The organism is Brotomerdimonas butyrica (assembly GCF_025567305.1).
Taxonomy (GTDB): Bacteria; Bacillota; Clostridia; order Peptostreptococcales; family Anaerovoracaceae; genus Lentihominibacter; species Lentihominibacter butyricus.
Window position 1 is genome coordinate 68,060 of record NZ_JAOQJP010000014.1, and the last position, 12,911, is coordinate 80,970.

General features: G+C 44.3%; 13 protein-coding genes and 2 pseudogenes. 4 read left to right on the forward strand and 11 right to left on the reverse strand.

Translation table 11 applies throughout. The annotated features are described in order from the left end of the window. Positions 1-67 precede the first annotated feature (67 nt). Together OCV59_RS10370 and OCV59_RS10375 are read right to left on the reverse strand one after the other, a co-directional pair. On the reverse strand, positions 68-838 hold the full coding sequence (locus OCV59_RS10370; RefSeq protein ID WP_147594407.1) for a cation:proton antiporter: 771 nt from the start codon (positions 836-838) through the stop codon (positions 68-70). An 82-nt stretch (positions 839-920) separates the two neighbouring features. Next, on the reverse strand, positions 921-3,344 hold the full coding sequence (locus OCV59_RS10375) for a glycyl radical protein (protein ID WP_147594408.1): 2,424 nt from the start codon (positions 3,342-3,344) through the stop codon (positions 921-923). A 207-nt stretch (positions 3,345-3,551) separates the two neighbouring features. Between OCV59_RS10375 and OCV59_RS10380 the strand changes: the two genes are divergently transcribed. Beyond that, a complete protein-coding gene (locus tag OCV59_RS10380) occupies positions 3,552-4,523 on the forward strand; it encodes a hypothetical protein (protein ID WP_147594409.1) in 972 nt (323 codons plus the stop codon). Further along, positions 4,520-4,651, forward strand: coding sequence for a helix-turn-helix transcriptional regulator (locus OCV59_RS12060; RefSeq protein WP_147594410.1), 132 nt, complete (start codon positions 4,520-4,522; stop codon positions 4,649-4,651). Before OCV59_RS10380 ends, OCV59_RS12060 begins: the two co-directional genes overlap by 4 nt. Positions 4,652-5,020: 369 nt before the next feature. On the opposite strand, the gene OCV59_RS10385 is transcribed toward OCV59_RS12060, so the two are convergent. The 8 genes and pseudogenes from OCV59_RS10385 to OCV59_RS10420 form a co-directional block, all read right to left on the reverse strand. Next, on the reverse strand, positions 5,021-5,779 hold the full coding sequence (locus tag OCV59_RS10385) for a hypothetical protein (RefSeq protein ID WP_147594411.1): 759 nt from the start codon (positions 5,777-5,779) through the stop codon (positions 5,021-5,023). Next, positions 5,776-6,498: a WG repeat-containing protein gene (locus tag OCV59_RS12005; RefSeq protein ID WP_317240425.1), complete on the reverse strand. Its 723-nt coding sequence runs from the start codon at positions 6,496-6,498 to the stop codon at positions 5,776-5,778. Before OCV59_RS12005 ends, OCV59_RS10385 begins: the two co-directional genes overlap by 4 nt. A 96-nt stretch (positions 6,499-6,594) precedes the next feature. After that, positions 6,595-6,873 (reverse strand): annotated as a pseudogene (locus OCV59_RS10395) (VirB4-like conjugal transfer ATPase, CD1110 family); the annotation flags it as partial. Further along, a complete protein-coding gene (locus OCV59_RS10400; protein WP_147594413.1) occupies positions 6,836-7,255 on the reverse strand; it encodes a PrgI family protein in 420 nt (139 codons plus the stop codon). The gene OCV59_RS10400 and the pseudogene OCV59_RS10395, both read right to left, overlap by 38 nt. A gap of 2 nt (positions 7,256-7,257) precedes the next feature. Next, entirely contained in the window at positions 7,258-8,205 is a 948-nt protein-coding gene (locus tag OCV59_RS10405) for a DUF5688 family protein (protein ID WP_147594414.1), read from the reverse strand. Positions 8,206-8,224: 19 nt separating this feature from the next. Then, positions 8,225-9,061, reverse strand: coding sequence for a hypothetical protein (locus OCV59_RS10410; RefSeq protein ID WP_147594415.1), 837 nt, complete (start codon positions 9,059-9,061; stop codon positions 8,225-8,227). A gap of 144 nt (positions 9,062-9,205) precedes the next feature. Then, complete coding sequence (locus tag OCV59_RS10415) at positions 9,206-9,529, reverse strand: type II toxin-antitoxin system RelE/ParE family toxin (RefSeq protein WP_147594416.1); 324 nt, start codon at positions 9,527-9,529, stop codon at positions 9,206-9,208. Beyond that, on the reverse strand, positions 9,519-9,779 hold the full coding sequence (locus OCV59_RS10420) for a type II toxin-antitoxin system Phd/YefM family antitoxin (RefSeq protein WP_147594417.1): 261 nt from the start codon (positions 9,777-9,779) through the stop codon (positions 9,519-9,521). The genes OCV59_RS10415 and OCV59_RS10420 overlap by 11 nt, the downstream gene beginning before the upstream one ends. Before the next feature lie 231 nt (positions 9,780-10,010). Between OCV59_RS10420 and OCV59_RS10425 the strand changes: the two genes are divergently transcribed. Further along, positions 10,011-11,750 (forward strand): IS1634 family transposase, encoded by a 1,740-nt coding sequence (locus OCV59_RS10425; RefSeq protein ID WP_262584337.1) that lies wholly within the window; start codon positions 10,011-10,013, stop codon positions 11,748-11,750. A gap of 473 nt (positions 11,751-12,223) precedes the next feature. Next, positions 12,224-12,409, forward strand: coding sequence for a hypothetical protein (locus OCV59_RS10430; RefSeq protein ID WP_147594418.1), 186 nt, complete (start codon positions 12,224-12,226; stop codon positions 12,407-12,409). 208 nt (positions 12,410-12,617) lie between these two features. Here OCV59_RS10430 and OCV59_RS10435 read toward each other — a convergent pair. Beyond that, positions 12,618-12,815: pseudogene (locus tag OCV59_RS10435) on the reverse strand (transposase); the annotation flags it as partial. Positions 12,816-12,911: the final 96 nt, after the last annotated feature.

Consider the following 12,911-nt stretch of genomic DNA (forward strand, 5'->3'; position numbering starts at 1 on the left):
TCAAAATTCAATTTATGAACGAAAACAACAGAGCATACCTTTTTGAGATATACTCTGTCTTGTTGTTTTAAGAAACGCCCGGTCCAATGTCGCTTAACTTAATGACATTGGTTTCTTTCCCGCTCATTTTATTTTTCATTTTCGCGGACACTCTGCTCGCCCCATACACTGCCATAAAAAGCAGCGCGATAAACACCGCCATTTTAGACATCGAGCCTATTATTACAGCGGCCGCGTTTCCTTCGCTTTTTATCATGCTTGCCAGACAGGAAAAAATTGTCCATCCGATTAAATCACTGACTGCCGAGGATCGCATGATGACCGCGCCCACATCTGATTTTAGCAGGTTCAAATCTATTAATGTTTTCAAAATTACAGGCAGAGAAGAAATGGATAAAATCGTTCCCATGAACAAGGCGTAGATCCATTGCCCGCCGCTTTTTTCATACATCTGGCTTACAGGAAACAAAAATCCGATTCCCGCCCCCAGGCATAAAGGGATTAAAATGCCAAACAAACTGGAGAAGCGGGCTTGTTTTTTCAGCCCCTTGGCAGTGTCCCATTTCATTTCCATTCCCGCGACAAACATAAACAGGAGCATGCCGAATTCAATAAACCGATCTAGCTCAGGACTGATAATGGTCTTCGCCGGAAACAGCGTATCAAACACGCCAGGTGATAGAGCGCCTAAAACTGTCGGGCCGATCAAAATTCCTCCCAGCAATTCCCCAATCACAGAAGGCTGACCAAGTTTTTTGGCGATTTGTCCAAAGATCAAGGCTGTTATCAGCAATACACAAATCTGGAGAAAAAAAAGAGACATATCCGTATGTTCCATATGCAAACGCTCCTCTCCCACTTTTTGCTAAGGAAGCCAGATATGCAGGTTTTGGCATATCCGGCTTCCTAAATTTGAAAAACTATGCCATGTGCTGGGTTCTTCCAATAATATCATCCTGTACGTCTTTGCATAACTCTGTAAAGAAAGCGCTGTATCCCGCTACTCTTACGATGAGCGATTTATACTTATCCGGCTCTTTTTGGGCGCTCAGCAATGTTTCATTACTGATGACATTAAACTGAATATGATACACATCCAGATCTACAAGGGATCTGAGGATTGACACAATTCTTTGAATTCCCGCGTCTCCCTTTACGCTTGCCGGATCCAGCCGCATATTCAAAAGAGTTCCCGCCTTATGGGCGTCATGATTGATTCTGGATACGGATTTTAATACCGCCGTAGGACCATTATGGTCGGTTCCCACGTTCGGAGAACATCCGTCCGCCAAAGGCAACCCCGCTTTTCTGCCGTATGGCAGCGCGCCGACAACAAATCCATGAGGAACATTCGCGGATACCGGGTATAATCCGGAAACGTATTTTGGTCCCCTCCACGAATTATGACTCGATACTTCCGCCGCGATAAAGTCTGTCATCTCGCCTGCCAGCAAGTCAATCTCCTCGATGTCGTTTCCATACATCGGTGTCGTGTTTTCCAGCATCTGGCGCATGTCTTCATAGCCCTCGAAATCATGTTCAATTGCTTCGATTAACTGTTCCATGGTGATCGTCTTATCTTCAAAGACATGTTTTTTTATCGCGGAGAGGGAATTTACCAAATCCGCAATACCGGTTCCTATTAATGCCGGGCCGATCGTATATTTTACACCGCCCGCGGTCATATCTTTTCCGCTCTCATAAGTTCCGTCCAGCAGGGTAGAAACAAATGGGAATGGGGCAAGCTCATAATAAAGTCTCTCGCTGACCTGCGCGCAAATCGCGATGCACTTTATCATATACGCGAGCTGTTCCTTTACCGCCTCTTTGATTTCTTCAAAATCCATTTGGCAAGGGTCTCCGGTCTTTAATCCCAATTGCTTATTATTGTTCATGAGACTCTTTCCATCCGTCAGTACAAACTCTATGGCCATCGCGAAATTATAGTGGCCTCCATCGGACCATCTGGACATTTTACCCGGAATAAACGGTTCTACGCAGCCTACCATCTGATAATTCCGCGCTTCTTCTAATGTTCCTCCTGATGTAAGCATCATTCGGATCGCAGGGTCATCATTGTAGAAGGCCGGGAATCCTGTTCCAAGCCGAACCAGTTTCGCTGCCTGCTGTAAAAATTCTTCCGGTGATTGTTTATGCAATCTGACACACAGAGAAGGAGCCTGTAATTGAACGTCCATTTTCGCTGTCAGGAACAAATAAGACAGTTCATTGGTAGCGTCTACGCCTGATTTGTCGACTCCTCCCAGAATCAGACTGTGGTATGCCTGATATCCGGCAAAGTACATTGCCGAATTCTCACTTAAGAACCAGGAAGTCTCCGAGCATTTGATGTAAAACGCTTCGATCAATTCCAGAGCGTCTTTCATTGTCAGTGTTCCATTGGCAATATCCTGTTCATACAATTTGTAAAGGTACTGATCCGATCTGCCCGGAGACAGGGAAGCGGCATTTCCTTCCATTAGACATCCTACGATAATAAACCAGATGTACTGAACTCCCTGCCAGAATGTTTTGGGAGCATTCTTAGACAGCCAATTGCAGTTTTCCGCAATCGTTTCCAGTTCTTCTTTTTTGGGCGAAGGAGCGTCTTTCGCTTTTTCCGCGGCCAGCTGCGCCAAGCGTTTCATGTAGGTGCTCAAACCTTCCAGAGTCATGATTGACGCCTGATAGAACTGCATTTTTTCAAAATCTTCCGGTTCGGAATCATCGAGTTTTTCCATATGCGCTTTTGCTTCGCCAATCAGCGTATCGATTCCCTTTTCGAAAAGCCGTTCCCAGTCGGGAGCTGTTTCCCCGGGCGCGCTCTGTGTTTTGATTTCAGTATCAATGATTCCTGTCTTTACAGCTAATTCCTTTACATATGGCGGAACCTGCTTCATCCAGTGCGCGCTGACTGTTTTATCTTCCCAATAAGGGAAAATCTCTTCTTTCAGCTCTTTAATCACTTCAGGCGTTGTTACATAGGGGTCCTGTTTTCTGGTTGATAACGTGTCGATCTCTTTTTTCAGCCAATCGCTGTGAAATTCCGGAGCCATTGTGCCTGCCCGGGGCATAACTCCCGGATCTCCCAGAATCAGCTGACCTTCCGGAACTCTGATTTTTCTTGTTTCGCAATATTCTTTATACGCCTTCGCTCTGCGAAGAATAATAAATTCACCTTCACTTTCTTTAAAAGACTTGGTATAAATGCGCGCCCGTTCAATATCCAGCGAGGGTTTTACCTCTCTGTATTCTGCTATTAATTTTTCTATCCGCGGGAACGCATTGTTTCCATCAAATGAGAACTCTCCAATTTGTTCTTTCGTTCTGTTTTTGTTAATCATATTACAACCTCCTTATTTCAGACTTTGTTAACCTTTCTGCCATTAGTCTATCATTCTTTTGATTTTTGCGTATCCTCACAAAGTTGTAATTTGCGGCTATAATTGATTACAAAAGATGTATCTTTTTGTCATTATTGACATTGTTTTTTTAATGGACTATACTAAATTTAAGTTAATATTTCTTGGAGCCTTGCCGGAGGAAGCGCTATGACCGAATATACAATTTCTTTTTCATTAGAAGAGATGAAACATATAGGCTCGACCATCTACCGTCTATATGATAATACTCTGTCCTTAAGAGAAGTTATGGATATTTTTATGAAAGAACTGGGTGAACAAATATACTTTGACAAACGGGATTTCACCTTTTTCAACTACAACTCCGATACCAATACATACGAAGTGTCATCCTTTTTCCCTGCCAACTGGACAGATTCCGAAAAAGAGCAGTATATCGAAAGTTACATCCACATTGACGACGTCCTTCCGATATTATCGAAATCCCAGGAAGTCGCGTTTCGAAACAACGATATTTTTTCCGAAGGAAGAAAGCAAACCAAATATTATCGGGAGTTTATTCAGACTGCCCAATTGGAAATATCTATTGACGCCAATATACCCCTTTCGGAGGATTGCGGTGTTTTCGCTATTTTCGCGTTGTATCGGAATTCCGACAGACGTGAATTTTCATTAAAAGATCTTGAAATTGTTAAGTTTTATCAGAAACATCTTTCAAGGATTTTTGAGAACCTTTTACTGACTCGTCCTTTAAATCTCGATGATGAGAATTCTCTTACGCTGGAGAATTTTGAATCGGTTGGACTCTGTATTTTAGACGCTAATTTCAAATTTACATCATATAATACTTTTTTCAAAAATTTTATACCGGATCATACCTCTTCAATCCAGGACAGCGCGGTTGGTTTAAGGATAATAAAGGCGGCAAGAGAGTTATCAGCTACTCCGGAAAAAACAAAACTGGATCCAATATCCATTAATATTGATGACAGTACCTTTTTACTGGAACTTTCCCGCTACCAGCAAAATAACAGAAAATATGTAGGCATTATTTATCCTTTATCACAGTTCGTTTCCAGCCGGATTGATTCTTTAAAAGACGCGTATCAACTATCAAGCAGAGAATTCGAGATTTTAAATCTCATTCTAAAAAAGGCATGACCAATGATGAGATCGCGAATTATCTGTTTATTAGTCCCGCGACTGTGAAACGCCATATTTCCAATGCTTATTTGAAGCTGGGAATTAATAATCAAAAACAATTACTGGGGTTATTAAAAATCATTTAACACAGCCGGGGCATTGTCTCGCGCAGCGCGCGCGAACCAAACCCCAACACTCAGCCGGACGACCGGAACGCCCCGCCAATCCCGCCTATCCTCCCGCCAAATCTCCCCATTCCGGCATTCCGTCCGCAGACCTCCCTTTTTCCAAAAGATCGTATAAAACTTGCGGCCCGGACATCGCCGAAATTCCCGTTTTCCGCGAATTTCCCCGATTTCCTGAAATTCGCCTCTCTCAAACGAAAAACTTTTATACGATCTTTTCTCTTTTCGCTCTCCCGCGAATCAAAATCCCCCTTCCAGACCCTGGCCCGCAAAAAAGCAGCCCTCTCCTATCCCTCTTTTGCCCTGCCGGAGGAAGGGATTTTTCTTTTTTCAAAATGAGTATAAACTCGCCCGCCGAACGGCCCATTTCCCAAGCAGCCATCCGAGCAGCAGGTTCAGCGCCAAATCCAGCAGCGCCCGCAGGATCAGTAGATTGCCTGACGGGAAAAGTTCCTGCCACAGCAGAAGCTGCCCTTTGCTTTCCAAAGCTCCCACAGCCAAAAGCGCTGCCGACAAAAGCACGCAGGCGGCGCTCCAAAAACGACTGCCCGATTCCTTTCCCGCCCCCAAAGCCGCAGCCAGAGCGATCATCAGCATGGCCAGCTTGAAACAGAAAGCGCCCGCGTTCATGGCTGTCAGCGCTGCCGCGGGTCCGATCTCCCACACAGGGGTTCCTGCCGCCAGCGTTTGTCCAATCCATTGTTCCAGCGTCGGATCGAGTTGGTCCAGACACAAAAGGATCGCCATCCAGGGCAGGAACAAGCAAATTCCGAACAGGCTCAGCGCCGCACCTTTTCCCCAGACCAGGCTCGCCTTGGATACACCCTCATATTCTTTCGGGAGAAACGCTCCGGACAGCGCCCGCAGGTAGCAGCAGCGCCGGACAACGCGAAATATCGCCGCCGCTGTCAAACAGGCCGCGATTCCGAAAATCGTATAAACGGCATACAAATTTTCAAAATCCGCTATGTAAGGCAACCCTGCGGAAAATACGCCTACGGAAAGTATGATACACAGGTAAGCTCCGTAACCCGGGCTTTTCCCGTTCAAAATCCGCCACTCTTTTTGCATAACTTCAAAAAACATCATTTTTCCCCCTTTCCGATGATTCCCCAGTTTCCTCCAATACAGACAGCCGCCCGTCCTTCGCTGAAATTGGAAACCGCGTCAAAAGCGGGCGCAACCTTCCATTCGCCCTTTTCATCCGCAAAGCCGAATTTCTTTCCCGCCAGCACCGGAATTCTTCCATGCGAAAAAACGAGGCTCTCCATGTCCGCGCCTTCCAGGTCTTCGCCCATTCCATAATAAAGCGAGTCCCCGCTTTTGGGAAACCGTTTGATCTCCTTGCCCCTGCGGTCGATGAGAAGCGTTCCCTCTTCCCTCATAATCAAAGCTTTTCCTTCCTGAAAATCCGTTCCCCAGCCTTCGGGGAATGGGCCAATCTGCCAATTACCCGACGTATTTATATACCCCCAGCTTCCATCTTCCGCGGAAACCTGAGCCAGATCGTCGGAAAACGCCTGCGCGTCATCTGCCGGCTTAGGCTTAAAGGTTTTCAAAATGCGCAAATCTTCTCCCGCGAAGAAACAGGCCAGATCCAGGTCGCGCAACAGCCACATTCCTTCCGAATACCGGGCCATATCATAAGTTTCCTCAGGCAGAAGGCTTTTGCCGCTGCGGACATCGATCAGCCGAATCGCTTCCGTTCCCCGCTCCCGAAAGCTGAAAACGCCTTCCTTTCCCGTACTTTCCACGCCGCTGCATTGATCCGTTTCATAAACCGTCTTCCCCTCTTTGTCGATCACCATGCAGGACTTTAATTTCCGCACCGCCCCATAAGCGCCGCAAAAGGAGCCCGCCTCATCATACTCCGGCTCAACCCGCAGAGTTCCCGCTTTGTCCACGTTCAGCCTCCTGTTATTGATGGTAAGCTTTGTGGTCGCGCTGCTGTCAAGGGCGTTCAAAAGCTCCGAGTATTCCAAAAACATGGCTTCTTTGTCTTCCTTTGACGCTACATAGTAATTGATGTCATCAAACTGATACGTCTTTGAAAACTTGTTTTTCCCTGTCTGGAAAATCCCGTCTTCATAAATTGTTCTGACCGGAATGATATCCTGAACGCCCTTTGGCAAATCCAGTCCTTCTCTATCCTGCTTTACGATTGTTCTCAGTGTTTTTATCATAAGACTTCTTTCTCCCCTTTCTAAAAAAACGCCTCTTCTCTTTTTTCTGTTCCCTGTCTCTTTCCTCAAACATTCTCCAGTAAAGATTCGTATTTTGGAAAATCAGCTTCTTTGGAATCAGAAACTCTGATTTCACATAGGCGAAGATGAATTTTTCCGCTGTCATCCCGTTATATTTCACAAAGCCGATTACTGCAAAGGGAAAAGCGGCCAGAATGCAAATCCAGCTGACGGTTTCCAAACTGAAATAGGGACGCAGCAGAAAATACAGCAGTACCGCTACGCCGCAGGCACAGACAGAAAAAAGAAACTGTCTTAAAGACAGCCCGAAAAACATGGATTCGGTGTATTCACGAATCTCTCGATTAATTTTTACTTCCACAATCATCTGCCCCTTTCCGTATTTTTTTCCTTTTCTGACTCCATTGTCTTAAGGGATCGTTCTTCCCTGCTGTATTTCAGCACCTTATCTCCGAGAATATCTTCAGCGGGAACTTCCTTTTCATTGACTTCTTTCAGCATCTGCCCAAGAGCCTCTGCGTTGATTCCCATTTCATTGGATATGAGAATAAACTCATGGACAGATGAAGGAATGGCGTAATAATCCCCTTGAAACAGCTCTGCGATTTGTTCTTTTACTTCCGGATAAAAAAGAGTGGCGTCCCCGAATGTTTTCCTGTCAGTTCCAAGGATATACATGGCGTCTGTTTGCAGTTTTTCATTTCCTAAAAGCAGGTTTTTCTGCTCTTCAGAGCCGCTTACCATATTGAAGACTACGCTTTCCATATTTTGCAGTACAGCAGGATGTTGTTCCTGCGTGTTTTTCATAGCCTCCCGGCAAAGCAGTCTCATGTCGTATCCTTGCACTTCCACAAGTCCCCTTGTTACCGGAATGCTTTTCCCATCACCAAGTTCAATATGATAAGTCATACCATATCCGTTTCCCACCGGCGTATACTTCATTTCATGCAGCCTGTTTCGGTTCATCTTCAGATTGACAATACGGCAAGTAAGTTTTTCTTTCACTGCTTCATAGGACAGGTTGAGCCTGTCTATATCCGGGCTTTCTTTCCATGCCGTTTCAAAGGCTTCCGCAAACTCTTCAAACACATGCTCCATGGGAAGCCCAATCTGATACTTTTCATAAAGCTCATCAATATAAACGACCGGAGACGGCTGGCCGTCCTCCCTCTCAATGCTGATTCCGTGAAGCAGCTTGTCATTGTTTTTCATCTGCGTAAAGATTTTAAGTTCACCTGCCTCACGGATTTCTTCCGGCAGATAGGGACCTATCCCATATTTTAAATCCATTAAAAATTCTTCTTTGCTCATGATTCTTTTTCTCCTTTCACTATAGCCCCATCATTTCTCTTACAATTCTGTCCGCCAGCTTCACAGCGCCTACGAGAATCAGCATGTTAAAAATCAGTTCTCCAACATAGCTCCATACCATGGTTGCCGGAGCTGCGTCCGCATCTACAACCGGCGAGGATTCCGCAAACACGGAAAAGATAATGCAGGCAAGCAGAATAATGGCTCCTTCCAGACAGACGGCGGCGTAAGATTTCAAAAAGCTTTTTCCGATCTGCTGCGTCGGCTCCCCTGCAAAGGTGGAAAGTGGAACTGGGGCGATTGCGGTATACATATACAGCTTGAAAAATCTTGCGTAAACACTCATGATAATGATGAAGGAAAGTATGGTTATGACCAGACTTCCAATCAGCGTTACCGCCCACAATGGAATACTTTCGAAAAATCCACAATCCTCAATGGCGGTAATCATCTCTTTGGGCAGAAGCAAATCATTGTTTGCCCCAAGTCCTGACGCTTTCATAATCGTGCTGATTACCCCCTGTACAATCTCAAAGAGTGCCATCATCAGCTCAAGCCCGTAAGTCACAACCCCTTTGGCAATGGCGAACCGAATGAAGATCTTGATGGCGTGCTCCGCCTTTCTAAGTTCCGCAAAGCTGCCACAGGTCTTCACGACTCCGACAACAAAAAAGAGCACCAAGAGGGCAAGTCCGATTGCCATCAGCGCTCCGTGAATATTGAGAATGATATCCCAGATTCCTCCGCCTTTAAACTGCTGCGGAGATTCGGTCAGCAGTTTCCACACTTCCGAAAGTTTCTCATTCCATGTGTCCAGTGAGTTTTGCAGGTTCTGTACTACCCAGTTATCTGACAAAGTTTACACCTCCTTCTCTGGTTGATTCTCCGTTCCATCTTGTTTCCTCACCTCCTGTTCTTTTGGCTTTGGGTAAAAAAAGAACCCATCAAGAAGATTTTCTTCTCAATGGGTATGTAGTGGTTTTATATAAAAGTCTCAATCTCAGAGAATATCCGACTGTCCGATGTTTCTTCCGCTATATAGAAACCGTAGAATTTCAACTTGTTCTTTTTCCTCATTTACTCTGTAAAACAGAACATAGTTTCCAATGATTGCGTGTCTGTAGTTTACATCACTAATAAAGTAATACTCACACCCTGCATACGCCATGGGAAACTCACAGATATTGTTAATGGTTTTATTTAAGGCGGAAAACAACCGCTGTGCTGCTGTTTTATTTAAAAGATGTTCGGTAATATAGGACAGAGCTCCATCAATATCCGCCTCCGCTAAAGGCGTCATCTTCCATGCGTACTTAGAGCCCATATTTATCCCTCATCTTTTTCATTGCTTCTGCCCCGTCTACCAGTTCGCCCTGATCTGCCTGCTCTTTCCCTGCCATAATGGCATCATACATTTTTAGTCTTGAAAACATATTCTCATAAGTTTCCATACTCAATAATACCATGTCTCCGTAACCGTTTTTTGTAATATAGATCGGCTCATTACTTTCATGGCATAAGTTTGAAATTTTTGTTGTATCTCTTAAATCTCTGATTGGTAAAATCTGTGGCATTTTACTTCCCTCGCTTTCTATGACATTATTATAGCATAATTATGTCACAAATTCAAAGTGTTATTTCTGTCTCTCATCTTGGATTTTCGTCGATATCATATCTTTCATAAAATACCATTCCTATGTAAGCAGCCTTTCGGCTGCTTCCGTCAACCCATAAGCTGAACCCCGTCTTCCGTCGATAGTACTATGAAAATTCCGACGCATCGAGCAGCTTCATCTCCGAAAAGGTTGAAATCACTGGCATCTGACGGCGTTTACCTGCAGATGTACGAAACATTCTGGGACAGAGAGCGCAAGCAGGCAAGGACCAGATGTATAAGATCTTTTGGATATGTAGATGAGCTCAGATCAGAAAGCATCCCCGATCCGGTCAGCTATTACAGGGAGCTGGTTTCTGAGGAAGAAAAGAAAAGGCTCGCTGAGCTGAAAGATTCCACACGCCCCAGAGTTTTTGATGAGATCACTGAAAAGAATGCAGGTTACTTCCTTCTTAAATCCCTCATTGACGAACTCGATGTAAAAGAGGTCATCGATATCCTCTCCTCTGTCCAGCAGTATCAGTTCAGTGTCTATGATATGCTGACGCAGCTCATTTATGCCAGAGCCATAGAGCCATGCTCTAAATCAAAGACGGTGAGTACTGTATTCCCTCTTCTTTTCGATCATGCTCCTATCTCTGAAGATCAGCTCTACGATGGACTTTTCTTCATCGGAAGCTTTTATGAAAAGTATATAGAACTTTTCAACAGCCAGTATGAAAAGCTCTTCCCAAGGGAGATTGGTACCTGTTTCTTTGACTGCACAAATTACTACTTCGAGATTGATATACCTAAAGATGATAAGCAGAAAGGGCCGTCAAAAGAAAACCGCCATTCACCCATCATCGGACAAGCTCTCCTGCTTGATAAAGATCTTGTCCCCCTTTCAATGCGTATGTTCCCTGGAAACAGATCCGAAAAGCCATACCTCAGATCTGTAATTGAGGATATGAAAAATCGCTGTAATGCGACAGGCAGAACAGTACAGGTCGCGGATAAAGGGCTTAACTGTGCAAGAAACATCTATGCCGCAGTAAAGGAAGCCAACGACGGTTACATATTCTCAAAATCTGTACACGGCAGGAATCTGAGTAAAAAAGAAAAACTATGGGTCCTTCTTGAAGATGATTCTGCAAACAGATACACCAGGCACTATGATGAGAACGGAAAACTGAAGTACATGATCAAGTCCTGTACAGACACATTCAGATACAGTTTTAAAGAAACAGATCCAGACACCGGTGAAATACGTACGATCTCTTTTTCTGTGAAAGAGAAACGCATAGTATCATTCAATCCTGCACTTGCAGAGAAACAGAAAGCGGAGATCATGAAGGAGATCCAGAAGGCTTCATCATATGTCACCTGCAAGGATATCACCAGAGAGGAGCTCGGTGACAGTGCAAAATATATCTCCGTTAAAAATACCGACAGCAATGGAAAAAAGATAAGAGCCGACATCAGCCTCAACACTGATAAAATCAATGAAGATATGGCTTTTGCAGGGTACAATATGATAGTGACATCTGAAACAGATATGGATCCGGAAGATATCTACCGCACATATCACGGGCTTTGGAAAATAGAAGAGTCATTTCGTATCACAAAATCGTTTCTTGATGCGAGACCGGTATATGTTCAGAAAAGAGAAACGATCTACGGGCATTTCCTGATATGCTATCTGACTCTGTTCCTGCTGAGGATCCTGGAAATAAAGTGTTTCAGGAATGCCGTCAGCACGTATGATATCATCACTTTCATCCGGGATTTCACAGTTGCTAAGAAAGACAGCGGCACATTTATCAATCTGTCAAGAAACAGGATGGTGAACGAGAAAATGAAAAAGGCAACGGGACTTATGAATCTCGATGCCTTGTATCTATCCGAACGTGAAATAGAAAACCTGTTCAACTACACTCTGCCGATATAGCTCCAGAGTACTATGTTTAGAGCAAAACGACGGAAGTCAGGTACTATAGACAGGGAATAATTTCAAACACATATGCAAAAAAGTGCATAAAGTGTATACAAAAATGCGTATTGTCGGATTTGTCGAAAAAAGGCACGAAAAAAGTATCCCTGCACTCCATCACCGGAATGCATGACGATGCGCGGACAGTTGAGGATACGCAAGTGGCCGTGCTCATAAAGTAATGTATAAAAATTCACTTTTGAGTTTTCTCATGCATATCTCTGTTCCATATAACAAGCCTTAACGCACCCGAAGATCTCTCAGCTCTTTTTCTGAAGAACCTTCTGTTTTTACGTCAGGAAAATTCAGAAAAATCAGAGCGCGGCATGCTGTTTTCGTGTATAATTTAGATATATTCTTCAGGATGGTACGCCAGATCATGATGCGGCGGATACCGGGAAAAATAAAAGGTCAGAAGGGGAGGTGAAGATATGGCTAAAAAATGTTTCAGATGTGGTTCGGAAAAACTCGTTAAAGTAGTGCCGGCAAAAGCGCTTGTAATACCGGAGATAAAACAAGAGGTCGAGGACGGGACTGCTGTAGTCAGCTGCGGGTGTGCAGGATTTCTTTCATCGCATATGACCAGATGCAGAAACTGCGGTTTTCGAATGGGATGATATCATGGAGCAGCAGATGATGCAGCAGGAGTGATAGTCGAAGCGATTCAGGACCCGAAACAGGCAATCATGACCACCCTTAAAAAGGGTGGTTTGCTCTAGGGCTATAAGCCCATGGATTGCTAGGCTAGCGTCTCAAGGCGCTAGCTTTCTCTTCGTTCAAGCTACATTGCCATTGCCTCTTTAGCTACCCCTCAAAGGGGTTCAATTATTTTTTAAATGGATCTTCATATTCTTTGACACTCAGTTTATCAACTGCCATATCATGTTTTTCTTGCTCTCTAACATACTTACGCACTGTCGCTTCATTCAGCCCGACCGTGCTGACATAGTATCCTTCCGCCCAGAAATGTCGATTTCCAAACTTGTATTTTAAGTTTGCATGTCTTTCGAACATCATCAGCGCGCCAATGTCATTAAGTTAAGCGACATTGGACCGGGCGTTTCTTAAAACAACAAGACAGAGTATATCTCAAAAAGGTATGCTCTGTTGTTTTTTTTT